A 21850-nucleotide genomic window follows, 5' to 3' on the forward strand; every position below is an offset into this window, starting at 1 on the left:
GTAGTCCACCTAAGAACGCCGTGGTCTGGTTGCCGCTGTGGCTCATGAATAAGACGTTCAGAGCGAAGCTCGGGCCGAGCCGGGGCGGTCACGGCTACGCCGCGACGCCCTCGTCGTGGAACGTGGGTTGGGCGACGGGGCGGCCGAAGTGGTAGCCCTGGGCGTAGCGGTAGCCCAGCTCGAACAGTGACGCCGCCTGCTCGGCTGTCTCGACGCCCTCGGCCACGGCGGTCAGGCCCAGGCCGTCGCTGACCTGGATGAGGGCGGTGGCGATGACGGCGTGGCGGCCGGCTTCGGTGATGTTGTCGACGAATGACTTGTCGACCTTCAGGACGTCGACGGGGACGATTTGCAGCAGGGTCAGGGACGAGTGGCCGGTGCCGAAGTCGTCCAGGGCGATTTTCACGCCGAGTTCGTGCAGTTCCTCGACCGCGCGCAGGGCTACGCCGCCGCCGAAGACTGCTGTTTCGGTTACTTCGACGATGAGTTGGTCGGCGGGCATGCCGCAGCCGGTCAGGGCGTCCGCGACGACCGCGGCGAAGCCGGGCTCGGCCAGCTGCCGGGCCGACACGTTGACGCTGATCCGGCACGGCGCGGCCGCACCGTGCGAAGCCTGCCAGGCCATGAACTGGCAGCAGGCCGTGCGCAGGATCCACTCGCCGAGTTCGACGATCAGGCCGTTGCGCTCGGCTACCGGCACGAACTCGGCGGGGCTGACGAAGCCGCGGGCCGGGTGGGTCCAGCGGATCAGGGTCTCGACGTAGCGCAGCTCGCCCTCGGGCAGCGACACGATCGGCTGGTAGACGAGGTGGAACTGGCCGTTGTCGAGGGCCGCGCGCATTTCGGCACCGAGGCGGGCCTCCTCGCCGGCGCGGTCGTCGAGCTCGACGGAGTAGCGGCGGAAGCGGGCCTTGCCGGTCTTGGCGGCGTACATGGCGACGTCGGCCCGGCGCAGCAGGTCGACCGGGTCGCTGCCGTCGGCGATGCCGATCGCGGCGCCGATCAGCAGCTCGTGGCCGTCGACCTCGAACGGGCGGCGCAACGCCTGGGCGAGCCGCTCGACGACCGCGTCGCCCTGCTCGTCGGTGGCGTCGGCGAGCAGCAGCGCGTACTCGTCGCCGCCCATCCGGGCCAGCACGCCCTCGCCGTGCAGTTCGGCGCCGAGGCGGGCGGCCACGGCGATCAGCAGGTGGTCGCCGACGGCGTGGCCGAGCCGGTCGTTGACCTGCTTGAAGCCGTTGAGGTCGAGCAGGCAGACCTGCGGCGTGCCGATGGCGGTGGCGGCGCGCAGTCGCAGCTCGAACAGGCGGCGGTTGGCCAGCCCGGTCAGGTCGTCGCGCATGGCGAGTTCCTCGAGCTTGGCCGACTGCCGCTGGGTCTGGCCCACGAAACCACCCAGGCGGGTCATGACCAGCAGGAACAGGACGACCGCGCCGACGCCGACGGCGGCCCAGTTGACGGTGTCGCCGCGCCCGCCTTGGAGAAAGAGCACGGCCGGTACGGTCATCGTGACCCCGCCCAGCAGCAGGAGCCGGCCGCGTCCGAAGCGGGCACGCCCGGTACGGCGTCCGATGTCGCGCATCGACGGGTGCAGCGCGGCGCCGGCCCAGAGCACGTAGGCGACCATGAAGCCGGCGTTGATCAGCCCGCCCGAGTAGTTGGAGAACGCCTGGGTCAGGCTCCACGCCACGTCGCAGGTGAAGTTGAGGGCGCAGCCGAGCGCCAGCAGCCACAGGCTCAGCGCCCGGGCGCCGGACCGGCTCAGCAGGCGGGTCACGACGGCGCACATGAGCACGTCGCAGGTGGGGTAGCCGACCGCGACGAGGCGTTCGAGCAGCGGGGTCCCGGTGTCGCTCAGCGTCGGCTGGATGACGAAGACCCAGTAGACGAGCCCGACCCCGGCGGCCAGGATCGCGGCGTCGATGATTCCGGCATTCTCCCGCTTGCCCTCGCCCCGCGAGATCATCAGCAGGCCCGCGAGCAGGATCGGGTACGCCGAGAAGTAGATCAGGTCGTCCCAGTACGGGTACGGGTGGTGGCCGAGGATGTGGCCCGACACCTCGTAGACGATGTCGGCCGTGACGTAGCTGATCGTGCCGGCCGCGAACAGCCACCAGCCGTGCCGGGCGACCGGGCGGTGGTGCCGGATGCCCCCGATGATCATCACGAACGAGAGCACGCCGAGGCCGTTGTAGATCACCGTCGAGGCGATGTGGCCGTCGGGCAGCAGCAGGTAGCCGGCGCACACCAGCAGGCCCGCCGTCATCCAGCTCCACCAAGACCTCATCACTGGACGGATCGGCGGGATCTTGAGCAGCCTGAAGTTTTCCTACGCCGGTGCGGCCCGTTCGACGAGCGCTGCGGTGTCGGCCCCGCGGCCCAGGGTGCCGAACGTGTGGCCCCAGTCGCCGCCGAGCCGGCTCGCGCAGAAGGCGTCGGCCACCGCGGGCGGGGCGAACCGTACGAGCAAGGACGCCTGGAGCAGCAGCGCCAGCCGCTCGACATAACGACGCGCGTCGGCTTCGTCCGGTTTGTCGCGCTGCAAAGCCTTAAATGCGGCATCGAAGCGGGAATCAGCCCCGGCCGCCAACGACATTTCGCCCATAACGGCGGATACGCTATCCGGCGACCGCTGCATGGTCCGGAGAACATCGAGAGCCTGTACGTTCCCCGACCCCTCCCAGATCGAGTTGAGCGGGGCGTCCCGATAGAGCCGCGGCAACCCCGACTCCTCGACGTACCCGTTCCCGCCCAGGCACTCCAGCGCCTCGCCGACCACAACCGGCTGCCGCTTGCACACCCAGAACTTCCCGATCGCGATGGCCAGCCGCTTGAACGCCTGCTCGTCCCGGTCGACCGCACCCGCCAGCCGCATCGCCAGCGCGGTGGCCGCCTCGGACTCGAGGGCCAGGTCGGCCAGCACGTTGCGCATCACCGGCTTGTCGATCAGCGGCCCGCCGAACGCCTGCCGGTGCCGGGTGTGGTGGATCGCCTGGGTCAGCGCGGCCCGCATGCCCGAGGCCGAGCCGGTCACGCAGTCGAACCGGGTCATCGCGACCATCTCGATGATCGTCCGGACGCCCTGGCCCTCGTCGCCGACCGGCCAGGCCACCGTGTCGTCGAACTCGGGCTCGCTGCTGGCGTTGCTGCGGTTGCCCAGCTTGTCCTTGAGGCGCTGGATGCGGAACGTGTTGCGGGTGCCGTCGGGCAGCACGCGGGGCACGAGGAAGCAGGAGAGGCCGCCCGGGGCCTGCGCCAGCACCAGGAACAGGTCGCACATGGGCGCGCTGGTGAACCACTTGTGCCCGCGCAGCCGATAGGTGCCGTCGCCGGCCGGGGTGGCCACGGTCGTGTTGGCCCGCACGTCCGAGCCGCCCTGCTTCTCGGTCATGCCCATGCCCGCGAGCAGGCCCGTCTTGGCCGCCGGGGTGCGCAGGCCCGGGTCGTACGAGCGGGCGGTCAGCAGCGGCTCGTAGAGCGCGGACAGGTCGGGCGCGTGTCGCAGCGCGGGGATCACGGCGTAGGTCATCGAGATCGGGCAGCTGTGCCCGGCCTCGACCTGCGACCACACGTAGAGCCCGGCCGCGCGGGCCACGTGCGCGCCCGGCCTGGTCTCGGCCCACGGCGCCCCGGCCAGACCCTCGCCGACCGCGACCGCCATCAGCCGGTGCCACGAGGGGTGGAAGTCGACCTCGTCGACGCGATGCCCGTACCGGTCGTGGGTGATCAGCCGGGGCTCGTGCCGGTTGGCCTCGTCGGCCCAGCGCTGCGGCTCGGCTGTGCCCGCCAGCTTGCCCAGCCGGTGCAGCTCGCCGGTGGCCCAGGGCGCACCCTCGCGCTCCACGGCCGTCAGCAGGGCCGCATCGCCGGCGACGTCGTAGTCGACCAGCGGCGGGGGCTGGTTGAACACCTCGTGGGTCACGCTCGGAGCCTACCGCCGAGTAACTTGCCGGGGAAGGCGTCACGCGAGGGCGAGGCGAGGGGCGCGGGCGTCGGAGGGCGAGGACGAAGGCGCGCGGGCACGGAAGGCTTCGCACGCGCCGGAGAGGGAGGTGCCGTCCCGGGACGGCGCGTGCGAAGCGCGCACAACATCGCACATCAAACGCGCCGTGGGGAGTGTCGGAAATCCGTCCGCAGGTGGCAGGGTGTGGGGCGCTATGGTCGGGCGTTGCGAGCGCGGAGGGGGACACGGTTGACCACGTTCTGGTCCAGCCCGACCTCGCCCACGCCTCCGCCGACGGCGGCCGACATGCTCGCCCGGCTGTCCGCGGCCGGCCGGATCGCCACCGGCGCGGGCCGCGCCGACCTCGCGGAGCGGCTCCGGCACGCGGCCACGCGGCTGGAGCAAGGCGGCGACGTCGCCGTGGCCGTGGTCGGCGAGTTCAAGCAGGGCAAGAGCACCCTGATCAACGCGCTGCTGCGCACCGACCTGTGCCCGGTCGACGCCGACATCGTCACCGCGCTGCCCACGATTCTGCGCTTCGGCCGCCCGCCGAGCGCGGCCCTGATCGCCGACCACGAGACGCCGATCGAGTTCGGCGACGTCGCCAAGCACATCACCGGCGACAGCGGCCAGGAGGCGCGCGCCGTCGAGATCAGGATCGACCGGCGCCTGCTCGGGGCCGGCCTGGCCGTCGTCGACACGCCCGGCGTCGGCGGTCTCGACTCCGCGCAGGGCAACCTCACCCTGGCCACCCTGACCACGGCCGGCGCCGCCCTGTTCGTCACCGACGCCGCCCAGGAGCTGACCGCACCCGAGGTCGAGTTCCTGCGCCGTACGGTCGAGCGCTGCCCTCGCACGTTCCTCGTGCTGACCAAGACCGACCTGCACGTCGAGTGGCGGCGCATCGCCGAGCTCAACCAGGGGCACCTGCGCCGGCTCGGGCTCGACCTGCCCGTCGTGCCGGTGTCGTCGTTCCTGCGGATGCGTGCCCAGGCCCGCGACGACACCGCCCTCAACGCCGAGTCGGGCTTCCCGCGGCTGGTCGACCTCCTGCGTACGGAGGTCATCGACACGGCCGCCGCCGACCGCCTGGCCGCCGCCCGCGACGAGCTGGCCTTCGTCGCCGCCCAGCTGCGCGAGCGCCTCGACGCCGAGGCCGCGGCGGCCCTCGACCCGCAGGTGACCGCGGGCTACGCCGAGCGCTCCCGCCGCAGCGCCGCCCTGCAGCACGGCACCTGGCAGGTCGTGCTGCAGGACGGCATCCAGGATCTGGCGGCCGATGTCGACCACGACCTGCGCGAGCGGCTGCGCCTGCTGATCCGCCAGGGCGAGGAGCTGCTGGCCGAGTCCGACCCGCGGCAGACGTGGCAGGACTTCCAGGCGTGGGCCGCGCGCGAGGCCGCCCGGGCCGCCGCCGACAACCTGATGCTGCTGGTGACCCGGGCCGAGCAGCTCGCGGCCGAGGTCGCCGAGCGGTTCGGCATGGAGGCGCACGACCTCAGCGCCACCCTGCCCGCGCTGCCGATGAGCGCCGGCAAGGCCCGGCCGATCGAGCTGACCTTCGGCAAGTCGGGCATGGCGCAGTTCCTCGGCGCCTTCACCGCGGCCCGGGTCGCGTACGGCGGGTTCTATCTGCTCGGCGCGGTGGGCGCGCTGTTCAGCGTGGCCTGGGCCGCCCCGCTGGGCCTGCTGGCCGGGGTCACGCTCGGGCGGCGGCTGGTCAAGGCCGAGAAGGAGCGTCAGGTGCAGCAGCGGCGGGCGCAGGCCGGGCAGGAGCTGCGGCGCTACGTCGACGAGGTCGGCTTCCACGTCGGCCGCGACAGCCGCGAATCCGTACGCCGCACCCAGCGCCTGCTGCGCGACGAGTTCGCCACCCGGGCCCGCGAGCTGGCCCGCTCGGCCCAGGCCGCCGAGGCCGCCGTCCGCGAGGTGGCCGCCCTGGGCGAGCAGGAGCGGCAGCACCGGGCCGCCGCCCTGCACGAGCAGCGCCGCCGCATCGACCGGCTGGCGTCGTGAACCTGCTCGCGCGCACCCGCGCGCTGCTCGACCAGGCCGTCGCCGCCACCGCCGACCAGCGGCTCATCCAGGCCCGGCGGCGGCTCGACGAACCGCTGCGGGTGGCCATCGCGGGCAAGCTCAAGGCGGGCAAGTCCACCCTGCTCAACGCGCTGATCGGCGAGGAGCTGGCGCCCACCGACGCGGGCGAGTGCACGCGGATCGTCACCTGGTACGCCGACGGCCCCTCGTACGCGGTCACGTCGTATCTGCGCGACGGCACCGGCGAGGCCCGGCCGTTCGCCCGGCACGACGGCGCGGTCCGGATCGACCTGGGCCGCCCCGCCGAGCAGGTCGACCGGCTCGAGGTGCGGGTGCCCAGCGCCCGCCTGCGCCGGCACACGCTGATCGACACGCCCGGCATCGAGTCGCTGTCGGCCGACGTATCGGCCCGCACCCACACGTTCGTCAACGACCACGGCCAGGCCGACGCCGTCATCTATCTGCTGCGGCACCTGCACGGCGGCGACGTCCGCTTCCTGGAGGCCTTCCACGGCGGCGGCGGGGGCGGCACCTCGGTCAACGCGGTCGGCGTGCTGAGCCGGGCCGACGAGATCGGGGGCTGCCGCCTCGACGCGATGACGGCCGCCGAGCGCGTCGCCGACCGCTATACGACCGACGAGCGGCTGCGGCGGCTGTGCCCGGTCGTGGTGCCGGTGGCGGGCCTGCTCGGCGCGGCGGGGGCGACCCTGCGCGAGGGCGAGTTCCGGCTGCTGGCCCAGGTCGCGGCCCGGCCCATGGACGACATCGTCGAGCTGCTGCTGACCGCCGACCGGTTCGCCGCCGGCAGCGAACAGCGGCGGCGGCTGCTGACCCGGGTCGGCCTGTTCGGCGTGCGGCTGAGCACCCGCCTGATCCGCGAGGGCGTGGTCACCGACGCCGCCGGCCTGGCCGCGGCCCTGACCGAGCGCAGCGGCATCACCCGGCTGCGTGAGGTGCTCAGTGCCCACCTGGAGGGCCGGGCCGAGGTGCTCAAGGCCCGCAGCGCCCTGGCCACCCTCGACGAGCGCCTGCCGCCCGGCTCACCCCTGGCCGCGGGAGCCGAGGAGATCCGCGCCGGCGCCCACGAGTTCGTCGAGTTGCGCCTGCTGCATGAGCTGCGCTCGGGCCGCCTCACGCTGGCCGACGACCGCCGGGCCGAGATGGACCGCCTGCTCGGCGGCTCCGGCGGCGGCGCCCGGGAACGCCTCGGCCTCCCGGAGGACGGCGACGTGGGCGAGGCCGCGCGGGCCGCTCAAGCCAAGTGGCAGCGCCTCGCCGAGCACCCGCTCTCCAACCGCGACCTGCGCACGGCGGCGCGCGCCGTGACCCGTACGGCGGAAGGAATTTTGGCCGGTCAGAACCAGCAGGGATGACCCTCGCGCTGGCCCGGCGCGGTCAGCACGGTCTCACCCGTCCCGTCCGGCTTCATGATCACGATCTGCGGCTTGTCGTAGTCACCGCGCGTGAACGCGAACCACTTGCCGTCCGGCGACCACGTCGGGTCCATCTCGCGCTCGGGACTGGTGGTCAACCGGCGCGGCGGCTTCTTCGTCAGCTTGTCGACGATCCAGATGTCCGAGTTGCCGTCCGGGCTCTCCAGCGTGAACAGGATGTAGCTGTCGTCGGGGGCGAGCGCCGGGTCGACGGCCGGGCCCAGCTTGGGCTGCGTGATGCGGCGGCCCGGCTCCTCGAGCTTCTTCGCGTTGAGCACGTAGATCAGCTTCTGGTCGGCCCGGAACACCCAATAGACGATCGCCTCGCTGTCGACCGTGTAGAACGGGTCGTCCTTGGCCTCCTTCGAGAACGTCAGCTGCTCGGGCTCGCCCCCGTCGATCGAGATCCGGAAGATCTGGTTGAACCCGTCGACCTTCTTCATGTACGCGACCAGCTTGTCGTCGCCCGACCACGTGGCCCGGCTGTTGGCCACGTCCTCGACCAGCGTGTGCCGGCTCGTGCCCTCCTTGTTCATGATCACGATGTCGTTGGTGTTGTCCGCGTTGGTGTGCGTCATCGCGATCAGTTCCCGGTTGTGCGACCACCGCGGCAGCAGATCACCCGGCTCCGTCGACGGAAACGCGGTGCGCTCGGTGCCGATCCCCGGCTTGAACGACACGATCTTCGACACCCGGCTCGCGCTGTCGTCACCCCCCGTATCAACCCGCACGAGAATCGACGCATCGGTCGGATAGGGCGGCTTAGGCGTCGTCGAGGTCACCGGCGCACTCGGCGGCGGAGCGGCCGTCTCACCGTCCCCTTTGTCGCGCTTGTTCCAGGCCACAGCGCCGGCCACACCACCCACGACCAGCACGACGGCCATCCCGGCCGCGAGCGCGAGGCGCCGGGTGCTCGGCCGCGAGCGCGGCGCCTCGAGGTCTGTCGGTTTCCCTTTCCCGTACGAGTTCCGGTCGTCCCACACTGGCGGTGTTCCCCGCTCCGCCGTCCCGCTTTTCAAGGCCGCGACGGGGGCCGAGGGCGGCGCCATGTTCGTTCCCGCGTAGCCAGGCGCCGCCGGGCTCGCCGGGAACGGCGTCGTGTTCGTCAGCGGCAGGTGCCCCGCTGCGGGGCCGGGCGGAAAAGCCGGCGGCCGCTGGTCGGCCGGGTGGGACGGAGACCGCTGGTCTGCCGGGTAAGTGGGCGCAGGCGTTTCGGCTCCCGCCGCGAAGGCAGCCGTGGGCGCCAACGGTTCGGGGCCGGCCGGGAACGGCCTGGTCGCCGACAAAGGCTCCGGCTCCCCACTCGGCACCGAGGCCGCGCCGCGCTGAAAGACCGGCACACCATCGCCGGACCGCTGCGGTGGCGCCGAGAACGGCTGCGCCGGCATCACCCGCGTCGGGTTCGGCGCATCGGCCGTGGGCGCCGGTTGCGCGTACGGCGTCGTCGGTTGTTCGTGAGTGGCCGCGGGCTGCGCGTACGGCGTCGTCGGTTGCTCGGACGTGCGCGCCGGATGGGCGTACGGGGAAGTTGTCGGTGGCGTGAGCTGGGAAGACGCCGCAGGTCCCGATGCGACCGCCGCCCCCAGCGCGATGCTGTGCTCCGGATGCGGGTCGGCGATCACGGGGCGCCCGAACTCCTCGCCCAGCAGTTGGGCCACCACCGGGATGCGGGACGAGCCGCCCGCCAGCAGGATGGCGCTGACCTGCGTCGCGTCGAGGCCCGCGGACCGCATCGCCCGGCGCGTGGCCGCCAGCGTGTCCTCGAGCGCGGGCGAGATCATCGACTCCAGTTCGGAGCGGTTGAGCCGCACCCGGGTGTGCAGGCCGGGCAGCGCCACCGTGATCATCGCCTCGGTGTCGAACGAGAGCGCCTCCTTGGCCTCGACGCAGTCGCGCCGCAGCCGGGACAGCGCCGCCACCACCTCGGGATCGTCGGCGTCCAGCGATTCGGCGGCGTCGCCGAGCGCGCCCACGACGTGCGCGAACACGGCCTCGTCGAAGTCGGCCCCGCCCAGCTGCTCGATGCCCTCGGGCTCGCCGACCAGCGTGAACCCGTCGCCGTCGCGCCGCAGCAGCGCCACGTCGAACGTGCCGCCACCCAGGTCGTACACCATCACGGTCTCGCCGGACGCGATCCGCCGCGCGGTCGCGTGCTGCAGGGCGGCCGCCTCGGGCTCGGTGCGATAGGTGACATTTTCGGCGTCGGCCAGGCGCACTGCCTGCGCGAACTGCTCGCGCTTGTACGGACCCCAGTTCGCCGGGTGGGTCAGCGTGAGCGCGGACGGGGGCCCGCCGCGCAGCCGGGTGACCTCGTCGAGCACGTGCCGCAGCAGCTTGCCGGTGAGCGCGTGGGCCGAGAACGGGGTGCCGCCGGCCAGGATCGGCACCGGGTCGCCCATCCGCCGTTTGAACTCGCGGGCCAGGCGGGACGGCTCGGCCAGCCCCCGCCGCTCGGCCGCCTCGCCGATCAGCAGCGAGCCGTCCTCCTTGACGAAGACCAGCGACGGGATCTCGGCCCGGCGCCCGCCGAGGCGCACGATCCCGGTCGCGCCGGCGTCGTCGTGCACCGCCGCCGCGGTCTGGGTCGTGCCGAGGTCGATGCCGAGGCCGTAGGTCCACTCCACGCCGTGGATTTTCGCATCCGGGTGCGACATCCCGACGCTGCCCGAACGGGTAACTGCGGCGCAGATGTACGACAGACTCGATCTAGAGGCAGCCCCGATCGTGCAAGATCCACTTCTGACTTTGGGAGTTCACCTTGACGAAACCTCAGGCCACGAACCGCTGGATAGAGTCCCGCCATTCTTGACAACGTCGACCCCTTCATCGGCACCGCGGCCACGGACCTGCCTCCCGCCCGCGGACTCGCCGCCACGTGGTGGTTCCCGAAGCCACAGGTGGGCAACACCCACCCCGGAGCCACGGCGCCCTTCGGCATGGTCTCGGCCTGCGCCTACTCCGGCGCCTACCCGACCGGCTACGGGCTCTACACCAAGAACACCGAGGGCGTCCCCGAGACGATGTTCGACCGGATCCAGGCGTCCGGGTTCACGCACTTCCAGCAGTCCGGCACCGGCGCGATCCGCAAGTACTACAACTACGTCCGCGTGACGCCGATGGTGCAGCCGCTCGACGACCTCGGGCAGTCCTGGGCCCTGCACGACGAGACCGCCGAGGCCGGCTACTACGCGGCCACGCTCGACACCGGCATCCGCAGCGAGATCACGGTCGGCGACAAGGTGGCCGTGCACCGCTACACGTTCCCCGCCTCGAGCAGCGCCCGCGTGGTGCTCGACCTGTCGTGCGGCGGCCTGGCCACCGAGCTCGGCCGCACGGTGCCGCTGCGCGCGCAGATCGAGAGCATGGGGCACGGCCGGGCCCAGGGCACGATCGTGATGGAGGGCGTGCCGCTCTCGGTCTATGTCGAGGTCGACAGTCCGGGCTGGCGGCAGATGCTCTGGTACGACCGGCGGCTCATCGACGGCGGCACCCGGCTCGACTTCGACAGCATCCGGCACACCAACCTGCGCCCGTTCGGCATGCTGTTCCGCGGCTCGGCCCGCGCCGGTCAGACGATCGAGGTCCGGATGGGCTTCTCGCTGCGCGGGACCGACCAGGCTCGGGAGAATCTGCGGCGCGAGTGCAACGGCGAGAGTTCCGCGTTCACGACCGTACGGGCGAAAACGCGGGCCAAATGGCGCGAGCACTTCGAGAAGATCCAGGTCGACGGGGGCACTTCAGCCCGGCGTACGGTGCTCGGAACCGCGCTGTACCACGCGCTGATCAAGCCCTGCTTCGCCGACGACGAGAGCCCGTTCTGGCCCAATTCCGGCCCGTACGCCTTCGACGTCTCCACGATGTGGGACATCTATAAAACGCAGATCCCGCTGCTGGCCGCGATCGCCCCCGACCGGGCCGCCGACCTGCTCGAATCGCTGATCAGAGTGTGCGAGGAGGAGGGCAACTTCCCGATCGGCTACCGGATGGCCCGCGGCGCCGACCGGTTCTTCCGGCAGGCCAGCGCGCTCGCCCACACCGCCCTGGCCGACGCGCACGCCCTCGGCCGGGCCCCGATCGACTGGGCCTGGGCGCTGGTGCACATGGTCGACGACCTGCGCCGCATGTACGGCGAGGACTTCTACGAGCACGGCGTGGTGCACCCGATCACCCACACGCTCGACCTCGCGTACGGGTATCACTGCACGGCCCGTGTCGCCCGCGCGCTCGGGGACCGCCGGCTCGCCGCCGACCTGGAGGAGCGCAGCCGGGGCTGGGTCAACGCGTTCGACCCGGTCACCGGCCTGCTGCGGGACTCCGAATACTACGAGGGCGGCAAGTGGAACTACTCGTTCCGGCTGCTGCACGACATGCGCGGCCGGATCGACCTGGCCGGCGGCGACACCGCGTTCATCGGCAAGCTCGACCGGTTCTTCGGCTACGGCGCCGAGCCGGTCAAGCAGCCCGGCCGGCGCCCGCCCACTGCCGAGATGCAGGCCGGGTACGCGCTCAAGCGGTTCGAGGGGCTCAACAACGAGCCCGACATGGAGGCTCCCTGGGCCTACCACTACGCGGGCCGCCCCGACCGTACGGCTCAGGTCGTGCACTCGGCGCTGACCTGGCAGTTCGGCACCGGCCCGGGCGGGTTGCCGGGCAACGACGACTCGGGCGGGCTGTCCTCCTGGTACGTGTGGGCGTCGCTGGGCCTGTTCCCGGTCGCCGGGCAGCACCTGTTCCTGGTCAACACGCCCGCCTTCGAGCGCGCCGCCCTGCAGATGCCCGAGGGCGAGTTCGTGATCGAGACGAGCGGGCACCGCGAGACCCCGATCGGCGTCGACGGCCTCGACCGCGAGCCGCCCGCCCTGTTCGTCCAGAGCGCCACCCTGAACGGCAAGCCCCTGCACGCCACGCACCTGAGCGCCGCCGACGTGCACCGCGGCGGCCGGTTGCACCTGCGGCTGGGCCCGGAGCCGTCGAGCTGGGGAAACGGGATCCGCCCGCCTTCCCTGTCCGACTCACCCCCTTCGGAGGCCGCACGTTGAACAAGCCCGACCGTCGTCTCGTCATCGTGGTCCGCGCGGACCCGGTGATCTGCGGCCACTCCGGCGAGGCCCGCAACCTCGCCGAGGTCGCGCTCACCCGGGGCTTCACGGACGTCCGCCTGCTCACCTGGCCCATCCCGGTGCTGCAGGCCGCCGGTCTGCCGCTCAAGCCGCTCGACCGGCTGCTGCCGTACAGCGAGGGCATCACCGTCGAACGGCCCGAGGCCGTCGGCGACTACCGCGTGCCCGACGGCCGGCATCTGGCCGGCCTCACCGGACGCCTGGTCGAGTTGCTGGCCGAGCCGATCCCCACCGTCTGCCTGTCGATGTATCTGGTGCCGCACCAGACGGTCGTGGTCGACGCGGTGCAGGCCGCCCGGGCGGCCGGGCTGGCTCCGGATGTGCACACCATCGCCAAGGCGGTCGGCTCGGACGTCACCAACGTCATCCGCCAGTGCCTGCGCGAGGGCCGCTTCGGCGCCGCCACGGTCCTGTTCACCACGTTCCTGGCCAACGACGAGGTGGTGGCGGTCTCGGAGTACACGAAGGACGAGATCATCGCCTCGGCCCTGGAGGTCGACGCGGCCTGCGGCACGTCGTTCGCCGCGCAGTGCCGGGAACGGGTGACGGTCAGCTACCCGCCGATCGACTCCTCGGCCTACCTCGACCTGGACCCTGCTGCCGTCGACGCCGCCCTGGCCCGCCGCGGCTTGGAACGCGACGGATACATCCTGTTCCTGTCGCGGGTGGCCCGGGCCAAGGGCATCTACGACCTGGTCATCGCGTACGGCCAGATGCGCAGCCGGGACAAGGTGAAGCTGGTGGTCGCGGGCACCGGCCCGGCCCTGGAACACGTGCAGGCCATGGCCAAGGAGGACGACCGGATCATCTTCCTGACCGACGTCGACGACGAGGAGAAGCCCCTGCTGATGCGGGGCTGCGCGGCCTATGCGCTGCCGACCAAGCCGGAGCCGGACTTCGTGGAGACGTTCGGGATCGCCCTGGCCGAGAAGATGCTGGCCGGCGGCGGCCCGGTCATCACGACGCTAACCGGCGGCACCGGCGAGGCTGTGGGGGACACGGCGGTCATCGTCGAGCCGGGGGACATCAACGCCCTGGCCGACGCCCTGGACCACGCCGTCCTCGACATGACCGAGGCGGAGAAGCGGGAGATGGCCGCGCGGGCCCTCTCGAAGGCGCTGACCTTCGACCGGGCCGCCGTATTCGACTCACTGCTGTCGGCAAAGAACTGACACCGCGCCGCGCCCGGCTCGCTTTGTCGAGCCGGACGCGGCGTGTCAGGCCACGAATCGGGAACGGCGCCGGCGTCCGATCAGGAAGACGGCCCCGCCGACGACCAGCAGCGCAACGCTGACCGCGGCCAGCGTCCCGCCGGCGGCGCCGGTCGATCAAGGAGACCGCCGGAGGTATTGACGACGGTCAGCGAGACCGGCGGCGCGCCGGGGGAGGAGTGACCGGTGGCTGCCGCAGCGCCGTGCACGCGCCTGCAAATATGGGCTCGGCAGGCGCCTCTACGGATGAAGGGTTCGGTGACGGTGGACTCCAGCTCCATGCCGCGCTTCTGGCGTCGGATCGCAGGCAGCCGCAGGGCCAAGACGTTCCTCGTCGTGGTCGTCGGGATCGCTGTCCTCGTCGGAGCCCTTCAATGGGACAGCCTGACCGGCGAGGAGCAGCCGGCGTCCACCTGGAAGAGCCCCGAGGGTTACACGGTCCGGTCCAGCGTCGGCGTCGGTGAGAGCTCCGTCCGGCTCTGGGTGCGCGATCAGAGCGCCGCCATCTGCTTCGTCCAGGAAGAGGTCGACGTCGACGGCCGCCACCAGTCCGCCGTTTCAGGGTCGTGCTGGGACGCCACCGACGTCGATTGGCGATCGGCGCGGGGAATGGGGACGTTCGTCATCGCCCCACCCGGAGCAGAAGGCGCTTCGGTGGTTCTGATCTCATCGGACGGCACTCGCGTCGGACCGGTCCCGGTCCGGGGCGGACTGGCCATGGTTCGCGACAGTTGGCTGCCCGAAGCCGTCGATCTCGAAGTTCAGGCCCTCGATGCGAACGGCAAGGAGCTGGAACCCACCGGCACCCTGCATTTCGAGGCGGCCTGACCCGGGCGCGGTCAGTCGCCCGTGATCCGCATGTCGCGGCCGGCCTGGTAGACCCGGGCCTGGCCGGATGCCTCGGCCTTCAGCACCACCGAGCGCTGCTCCTCGCCCAGCGCCGGGGTCAGCACGTCGTCGAGGAGCGTGTGCAGGTCGGCGCCCAGTTCCGGGTTGTCGCGGATCAGGCGTTGCAGCTTGACCTGCCACGACCCGACCAGGGCGGCGCGGGTGTGTTCGTCGTCCTCGATCACCTCGGCCCGTACGGCGGTCAGCTCGTCGTCCACGGTCTCGGCCTCCTCGGGCCGGACCCGGCGCCACAGTCCGACCGCGCCCGCTTTCGCCTGTTGCCAGCCGTCGGTCGCGATCGCCGCGACCAGTGCCGCGCCGGCCGCCGCCACCATCGGGTCCATCGAGTACTCCTGACGTCGGATTTCTCGGGTGGTATTCGTTCAGGGTACGAAGGCGGGGCATCCCCTCCCGGGGTCGGTACCTTCGCTGTGTGTCCGCGGACGACGACCACATCCACGTCGTGAAGATGACGGCGATCGCGCACGACCGGTCGCAGATCTTCCAGGCGCTCGGCGATCAGATCGTGGTCAACGACTACGGCCCGGACCCGGACGACCGGCTCGCCGGGCTGGTCCGGCGGGCTTGGGAGCGGGCCGAGGCGCGGTCGCTGCCCGACCCGGAGCCGATCCCCTTGGCCTGGCGGACCTCGTCGTCCCGGTACGCCGACCACTGGTCGAACATCCGCCGTGACGGGGCCGACCAGCCGCTGCGCCTGGACGGCGACGTCACCGGCCTGATGGAGCTCGTGGGGGATCCACGGCACCATGGCCGGGTTGTCGTTCTCGGCGCCGCGGGAAGCGGGAAGACCGCTTGTGCGCTGCGGTTGACCATCGACCTGCTGCGGGCCCGCCGGCGTGGCGAGCCCGTGCCGATCCTGGTCCGGCTGGCCACCTGGAATCCGCGTACTCAGCCACTGCTGGCCTGGGTCAACGAGCGCCTCGAACGGGACTACGGATATGTGCCGGCCCGCCGCCCTGGGACGGAGACGGAGGGCGGCCCTGAGCCGCACGCCGGGCTGCTGCTGATCCTGGACGGCCTGGACGAGATGCCGGACGTCGGCTGGCGGCGAGCCGCCATCGAGGCCATCGACCGCACCCTGGGCAGCCGGGCGTCGCTGGTGGTGACCTGCCGCACCGCGGAATACCTGGAGGCGGCGGAGGGCCCCGGCGGGCGCCCGCTCACCGCCGCCCTCCCGATCGAACTGCAGCCGCTGACCGCCGAGCAGGTCGAACGCTATCTGGTCCGGACGGCGCCGCCGCAGGAGGCCGGGCGGTGGCGGGATCTGCTGCTGGCGGACCGCCGAGACCACAGCGGTGGGCTGACCGCCGCCCTGGCCGCTCCGCTCTGGGCCGCCCTGATCCGGGAGATCGGCCGGCGGCGGCCGGAGGCCCTGCGTGAGCTGCTCGGTGTCCGCGACGTCCACGAGCGGCTGCTCGACCGGCTGGTTCCGGCGGCGTATCCGACCCCGGCCGAGGAGGAGGACGGCTACGTCTGGCCGGCGGACCGCGCCCGGCAATGGTTGTCCTTCCTGGCCCGCGACGACCACGACATCGCCTGGTGGCAGCTCGCCGGGCGGGTCCCGCCGAGTGTGCGGGCGCGGCTGACCGGTGTTCTCTACTGCCTGCCGGTCAGCGTGCTGCTGGCGGTGCTCGGCTGGCGGTGGGTGATGGGGCCGCTGTCGGTGGCGATCGTCCCGCTCTTCCTCGGCTTCGCCCTGGTCAGCGATGACGCGGTTCCCCTGTCCGGGCTGCCCGCTCCCGCCCGCCGTCGCCTGCGGCTGCGACCGCGGCGGCCCCGCGTCCTGGTCCGCTCGCTCAGCATCGCCGCGCTGGGTTCGCTGATCGGCGGATTCACGGGCGGCTTGTGCTACGTCCTCGTCCGGACCGGTGGCCTCCACTTTCTTCCCCCGCCGCCCGGGATCGGCAGCGCGGTGGCCGCGGGCATGGCAGTCGTGACGGCCGGGCTGCTCGCCCACGACTTCACCACGGTCTTCGACCGGGACGCCGATCCCCGGACGCCGATCGACCCGGCCCGGATGGTCGCCGACGACCGCTCGCGGGCGCTGCTGCTGCTGGCCGGGGTGACGGTGGCCGCGGGTGGAGCCGCCGCGCCGATCGGTGGCGGGGTGGCCGGGGCCGCGTTCGGCCTGAGCACCGGGCTCGCGGTCACGGTGCTGAGCACGGCCTGGGGCTGGTATCAGGTGGCCCGCGGCTGGTTCGCCGTGAACGGGCAGTTGCCATGGCACCTGCTGCCGTTCCTGCGGGACGCGCATCGCCGGGGCGTGCTGCGCCGGTCGGGCGCGACGATGCAGCTCCGGCACGCGGCCCTGCAGGAACGGCTCTCCGGTGTGCCGCTTCCGCCCGCACGTCCGGTGCCGTGGCGGCTCGTCCACATCGGCCTGGCCGGCACCGGCGCCCTCGTCTTCTTCGCCGGCGTGATCCTGTCGGTCGACCCGGACCTCGCCCGGTACGGTACGCCGACCGACGTGCACGACACCGGGAAACCGCTCGTGGAGACGGTCGTCGTCGATGTCAGTCCGGGCACTGCCCGGCCCGGGGGGACGGTGACGATCCACGGGGCCGGTTTCGGGACCGGCGAACAGGTCTATGTCTTCCTGACCCCGGACACGCCCGGGGCCACGGCTTCCGCGAGCTACGTGGCCAACACCGCGCTCGAGGGCGAGTTCCGCATCACCGCCACGGTGCCTCAGCCGGCCTATGCCGTCCGCGAATACAAGATCTCCGCGGTCGGCTCGGTCACCTCCCGTACGGCGTACGCCGTGCTGCTGGTGTCGGCGGCGTGACGATAGCGTGCCAGGTGTGGCGATCGACTTCACCGACCTCGCGTTCATTCAGGATCCGTATCCGGGGCTGGCCGCGTTGCGGGAGCAGGGGGCGGTCACCTGGCATGAGCCGACCGGGCAGTTTCTGGCCGCGAGTCATGCCGCCGCCGACGCGGTGTTGCGGGACAGGCGGCTGGGGCGGTTCTGGCAGGATCGGGAGCCGGCCGAGGTCTATGAGCCGTTCAATCTGTTGCACCGCAATCAGATGATGGAGAACGAGCCGCCCGCTCACACCCGGCTGCGGTCGCTGGTGGCGAAGGCCTTCGCGCGCGGGCACGTCGAACGGTTGCGGGAGCCGATCGCGGCGACGGCTGTCCGGCTCGTACGGGAGGCGGGGCCGCGGTTCGACATCCTGGCCGACGTGGCCGAGCCCCTCGCCGTGGCGGTCATTGCCGAGTTGCTGGGTGTGCCCGAGGCCGATCGGCCCAAGTTGCGCCCGTGGTCGGCCGCGATCGTCCGCATGTATGAGGTTTCCCGTACGCCGGAGACCGAGGCCAAGGCTCTCGACGCGTGCCGGGAGTTCGCCGGCTACCTGCGCGATCTGGCCGCGAGGCGCGCCGCGGAGCCGCGGGACGATTTGATCAGCCACCTGGTCGCCGTACGGGAGCTTGAATCCGACGAATTGGTGGCGTCGGCGATTCTGTTGCTCAACGCCGGTCACGAGGCCTCGGTGAACGCGCTCGGCGGGGGCATGGTGGCCCTGCTGCGGCATCCGGACCAGCTGGCGCGGCTGCGGAAAGACCCGGGGCTGATCCCCGCGGCGGGCGAGGAGATGATCCGGTACGACTCCCCGCTGCACATGTTCGTGCGCACGGCGGCGGCCGACGTGGACGTCGCGGGCGTACGGATCCCGGCCGGCCACAAGATTGCCGCGCTGCTGGGGGCGGCCAACCGGGATCCGGCGGTGTTCGCGCGGCCGGACGAGTTCGACGTCGGCCGGGATCCCAACCCGCACCTCGGTTTCGGCGCGGGACTGCACTTCTGCCTGGGTGCGCCGCTCGCCCGCATCGAGTTGCAGGCCGGGCTCAGGGCCCTGCTGGCGCTGCCCCTCGAACTGGCCGCCGAGCCGGTCAACCGCCCCACCTTCGTGCTGCGCGCCTACGAGACCGTTCCGGTCGTGATCGGCACCTCGGAGTAGCCGCGCAGGACGAGCCGGTCCCGGCGTACGGCGTCGCCGTTGAGGGCCAGCGCGGGCAGCCGGGTCAGCAGCAGGGGCAGCGCGACCTGGGCCTCCATCCGGGCGAGCGGGGCACCCAGGCAGTAGTGGGCGCCGCCGCCGAACGACACGGGCTGGATGTTGGGGCGGTCGGGGTCGAAGCGGTGCGGGTCGTCGTAGCGGGCCGGGTCGCGGTTGGCCGAGCCGAGCAGCATGGTCAGCGCGGCGCCGGCGGGCACCGCGATGCCGTCCACCTCGAACGGCTCGGTGGCGAACCGGGTGGTCAGCTGGACGGGGGAGTCGTACCGGAGGATCTCCTCGACGTAGTCGGGGGCCAGCGACGGGTCGGCCCGCAGCCGGTCGGCCTGCGCGGGGAGCGAGAGCAGCAGGTGCAGGCCGGTGCCGAGCAGGTTGGCCGTGGTCTCGAAGCCGGCCACGAGCAGCAGCACCAGGTTGGCCAGCAGCTCCTCGCCGGTGAGGGCGCCCGCCTCGACCAGCGCGGTGGTCAGATCCTCCTGCGGGTTCTTCCGGCGTTCGGCGATCAGGCCGATGAAGTAGTTCTCGAGCTCGCGCCCGGCCGCGTCGGCCAGCTGCATCTCGTCGGCCGTGCTGATCGGCTCGAGCACGATCGTCAGGTCGTGGGCGCGCTGCCGGAACCAGGGCCGGTCGGCCTCGGGCACGCCGAGCAGCGCGCAGATCACGCCGACGGGAAGGGGATAGGCGAACGCCGTCATGAAGTCGGCCTCGGCGGGCATCTCCTTGATCAGCTCTTCGGCCTGGGCGGCGATCACGTCGCGCATCGCGGCGATCCGGCGCGGCGTGAAGGTGGCCGCGGCGGCCCGGCGTACGCGGGTGTGGTCGGGCGGGTTGGTCTGCAGCATGGACAGCACCACCGAGGCGACCCCGCGGTTCTGCCGCCAGTCGGGCCAGAACTGGTCGTAGTCGCTGGAGTCGGCCAGCCGCATGGTGGTGTCGCGCAGGAACCGGTTGGTCAGCGCGTGCGTGGTCACATACCAGCGTTCGTCGGGGGCGCGGAAGACGGGCGCCTGGGCCCTGATCACGTCGTAGGCCGGATACGGGTCGTGGCGTCCCTCGGCCTCGAACAGCGAGCCGAGCGCGGTCAGGTAGTCCATGACCCCATTCTTGCCGCCGGGTGGGCGGGCCGCCGCCCCGCCGCCCGCCCACCCGGCACGTGACCGCCCCCGCGCGCCTGGACGAAGCGTTCCCCCGGCGGCGGTCACCGGACCGGTCGCGACCAGGTTCCCAGGGTCGCCGTGCCGGTCCAGAAGCAAGCTCGAAGTGCCGACTACAAGTTACGAACCAGCCTTGTCACGGGGAATCGGCCGACTCAGCAGTCGATACCCCTCGGGTTGGGGAGGCCGATGGGCCTAATCCGTTGGTGGATCTGGGAAAGCGGGCGGGCTCCCGGCCGCCCGCTTTCCCAGCCGTGGCCGGCGCCTGGGCAAAGGCGCGGCGGCCACCGGTGGGCCGCCCCGGGCTCCGGAGCCCGGGCCGACCCGAGGGGTGCGTCAGGTCAGAGGTCGGGAATGTGGGTGGCCAGGAACGAACCGGCCGAGCTGGCCCGGTCGACCCGGTTGTAGATGCCGACCCAGGTTTCCGGGTGGGCCTCCAGGCTGGGCGTGCCGCAGGTCGTCCGGTCGGCGGCGCCCGCGGTGATCGTCTGCAGCAGCGGCCGGTCGTCCTGCCAGTGCAGCATCGGGCCGCCGCTGTCGCCCGGGGTGGAGCCGCCGTGCACGGACATGACGAAGGTCAAGGGCCCGGCCGGGAACAGGCACGGCCCGTCGTTGACCGCGGCTCGCGAGGTGACCCGCACGTCGGAGGTGTGCAGGCCGTCGGCGGTGGCGCCGAAGCCGTAGACCTGGGCCGCGGCGGGGGAGGGCAGCGGGTCGGGCGCTATCCGGGCCGGCGTCACGGCGGTCACGGGCGCGGCCAGGCGCAGCAGGGCGACGTCGTTGACGAGCGACGCCGCGTCGTAGCCGGGCATCCGGTAGACGGCCTCAACCCGTACGGGCTCGGCGAAGTTGACCTTGAGATCCTGCGGCCGGTACGGGTGACCCGGGCGTCGCCCGATGTTGGTGCAGTGCTGGGCGGTCACCACCCAGGTCGGCGCGACGAGCGTGCCCGTGCAGCTCAGCCCCCGGTCGAGCAGGCCGTGATCGGCCTCGATCCGGGCGACCGGCAGCACGGGGGAGCCACCGGTCGCGGCGCGGGGAACGACCAGGGCCGACGCCTGGCCGGTCATCGCCCAGCCGACAAAGACGGCCAGGGCCACGGAGAGCGAGCGCGACCACCCCAGCTTCGTCACGGTGCGCCCTCCCGTCAGGAAACGCCGCGTAATCGCGACGCCACCTCAAGCTACGGAGGTTGCGCAACTCCGGGGTATCGGCCGTCCCACCGCCCCGTGGCCGCCGATCCGCCTAACTCGTTCGGTGTCAGCAGAGGGGCCGCTCCAGCGTGGCCCGTTCGGCCAGGACATAGTCGGCGTCGGTGAGGTAGAGGGTGTGGTGACCGTCGGCTATATGACTCGCGAAGGCCTGGTCACCGCCGGCGGCCCGGGTGCGCATGAGCTCGACCAGCGAGTGCAGGCGGGCGGCCACGGTGTCGATCAGGCGCAGCCGTGACTCGGCGTCCAGGCCGTACGTGTCACAGAACGTGCGCAGCCGCTCGGCCTGCGCGGTGGGCGGCAAACCATGCTTGGTCAGTTGGACCCAGCGATAGACCGCGTACGCGATGTCCCACAGCCGCGGGCCCGGGTGGGCGAAGTCGAAATCGAACAGGCCGGTCACCGTCGTGCCGTCGAGGACGCAGTTGTGCGGGGCGAAGTCGCCGTGGCAGAGCACCTCGACCGGGTCCATCGCCGGCACCTGCCAGCCGTCGCGCGGAGCCGTACGGGCGAAGGGGACGGTCGCGTCGTGATAGGCCCGCAGCAGCGTCGCGGCCGAGGTCAGCGCGGTGGCTGACTGGGCGGCCGGGGTCAGCGGGTAGTTCGAGACGTCACCGGGCAGATAGGACAAGAGCTCGTAACCGTCCTCGACCGACCGCACCTCGGGCGCGCCCGTGAATCCGGCGGCCGTCAGGTGGCGCAGCAACGCGTGCACGTTGGGCGACCAGTGGCCGGTCGGGCGGCGTACGGCGTCGCCGATCTTCACGACCTCGTTGATGCCGCCACCGGAAAGGATCTCCACGTCCGGAATCG

General features: G+C 72.2%; 14 protein-coding genes. 7 read left to right on the top strand and 7 right to left on the bottom strand.

Annotated elements, in window-relative coordinates; all coding sequences use genetic code 11:
- Positions 1–94 precede the first annotated feature (94 nt).
- The gene (locus JKJ07_RS24690; protein WP_202994117.1) at positions 95–2266 is read right to left on the bottom strand and encodes a putative bifunctional diguanylate cyclase/phosphodiesterase; all 2172 of its coding nucleotides are present in this window, start codon (positions 2264–2266) and stop codon (positions 95–97) included.
- A gap of 63 nt (positions 2267–2329) precedes the next feature.
- Complete coding sequence (locus JKJ07_RS24695) at positions 2330–3922, bottom strand: isovaleryl-CoA dehydrogenase (RefSeq protein ID WP_202994118.1); 1593 nt, start codon at positions 3920–3922, stop codon at positions 2330–2332.
- 270 nt (positions 3923–4192) lie between these two features.
- Between JKJ07_RS24695 and JKJ07_RS24700 the strand changes: the two genes are divergently transcribed.
- Both JKJ07_RS24700 and JKJ07_RS24705 read left to right on the top strand, forming a co-directional pair.
- Positions 4193–5959, top strand: a complete 1767-nt coding sequence (locus tag JKJ07_RS24700; protein ID WP_202994119.1) for a dynamin family protein — start codon at positions 4193–4195, stop codon at positions 5957–5959.
- Positions 5956–7353, top strand: a complete 1398-nt coding sequence (locus tag JKJ07_RS24705; protein WP_202994120.1) for a dynamin family protein — start codon at positions 5956–5958, stop codon at positions 7351–7353. The genes JKJ07_RS24700 and JKJ07_RS24705 overlap by 4 nt, the downstream gene beginning before the upstream one ends.
- On the opposite strand, the gene JKJ07_RS24710 is transcribed toward JKJ07_RS24705, so the two are convergent.
- Entirely contained in the window at positions 7335–10037 is a 2703-nt protein-coding gene (locus tag JKJ07_RS24710) for an Hsp70 family protein (protein WP_202994121.1), read from the bottom strand. The genes JKJ07_RS24705 and JKJ07_RS24710 overlap by 19 nt on opposite strands.
- A gap of 201 nt (positions 10038–10238) precedes the next feature.
- Between JKJ07_RS24710 and JKJ07_RS24715 the strand changes: the two genes are divergently transcribed.
- The 3 genes from JKJ07_RS24715 to JKJ07_RS24725 all read left to right on the top strand — a co-directional run bounded on the left by JKJ07_RS24715 (position 10239) and on the right by JKJ07_RS24725 (position 14572).
- Positions 10239–12452, top strand: a complete 2214-nt coding sequence (locus JKJ07_RS24715) for a GH92 family glycosyl hydrolase (RefSeq protein ID WP_307834428.1) — start codon at positions 10239–10241, stop codon at positions 12450–12452.
- Complete coding sequence (locus JKJ07_RS24720) at positions 12449–13705, top strand: glycosyltransferase (RefSeq protein WP_202994123.1); 1257 nt, start codon at positions 12449–12451, stop codon at positions 13703–13705. Before JKJ07_RS24715 ends, JKJ07_RS24720 begins: the two co-directional genes overlap by 4 nt.
- A 297-nt stretch (positions 13706–14002) precedes the next feature.
- Positions 14003–14572: a hypothetical protein gene (locus JKJ07_RS24725; RefSeq protein ID WP_202994124.1), complete on the top strand. Its 570-nt coding sequence runs from the start codon at positions 14003–14005 to the stop codon at positions 14570–14572.
- Positions 14573–14583: 11 nt separating this feature from the next.
- Here JKJ07_RS24725 and JKJ07_RS24730 read toward each other — a convergent pair whose 3' ends face one another.
- On the bottom strand, positions 14584–14976 hold the full coding sequence (locus JKJ07_RS24730) for a hypothetical protein (RefSeq protein ID WP_202994125.1): 393 nt from the start codon (positions 14974–14976) through the stop codon (positions 14584–14586).
- An 89-nt stretch (positions 14977–15065) separates the two neighbouring features.
- On the opposite strand from JKJ07_RS24730, the gene JKJ07_RS24735 reads away from it, so the two are divergent.
- Together JKJ07_RS24735 and JKJ07_RS24740 are read left to right on the top strand one after the other, a co-directional pair.
- Positions 15066–17438 carry an NACHT domain-containing protein gene (locus tag JKJ07_RS24735; protein WP_202994126.1) on the top strand — a complete coding sequence of 791 codons (2373 nt, stop codon included), beginning with the start codon at positions 15066–15068 and terminating at the stop codon, positions 17436–17438.
- 16 nt (positions 17439–17454) lie between these two features.
- A complete protein-coding gene (locus tag JKJ07_RS24740; RefSeq protein ID WP_202994127.1) occupies positions 17455–18615 on the top strand; it encodes a cytochrome P450 in 1161 nt (386 codons plus the stop codon).
- On the opposite strand, the gene JKJ07_RS24745 is transcribed toward JKJ07_RS24740, so the two are convergent.
- The 3 genes from JKJ07_RS24745 to JKJ07_RS51825 all read right to left on the bottom strand — a co-directional run bounded on the left by JKJ07_RS24745 (position 18576) and on the right by JKJ07_RS51825 (position 21839).
- Complete coding sequence (locus tag JKJ07_RS24745) at positions 18576–19766, bottom strand: cytochrome P450 (RefSeq protein ID WP_202994128.1); 1191 nt, start codon at positions 19764–19766, stop codon at positions 18576–18578. The two genes, JKJ07_RS24740 and JKJ07_RS24745, sit on opposite strands and share 40 nt — an antisense overlap.
- 401 nt (positions 19767–20167) lie before the next feature.
- Positions 20168–20959: a S1 family peptidase gene (locus tag JKJ07_RS24750; RefSeq protein WP_202994129.1), complete on the bottom strand. Its 792-nt coding sequence runs from the start codon at positions 20957–20959 to the stop codon at positions 20168–20170.
- Between the two features lie 127 nt (positions 20960–21086).
- Positions 21087–21839 (bottom strand): phosphotransferase enzyme family protein, encoded by a 753-nt coding sequence (locus tag JKJ07_RS51825; protein WP_307834391.1) that lies wholly within the window; start codon positions 21837–21839, stop codon positions 21087–21089.
- Between the last annotated feature and the right edge of the window lie 11 nt (positions 21840–21850).

This window comes from Paractinoplanes lichenicola (genome assembly GCF_016785085.1).
Lineage (GTDB): Bacteria > Actinomycetota > Actinomycetes > Mycobacteriales > Micromonosporaceae > Actinoplanes > Actinoplanes lichenicola.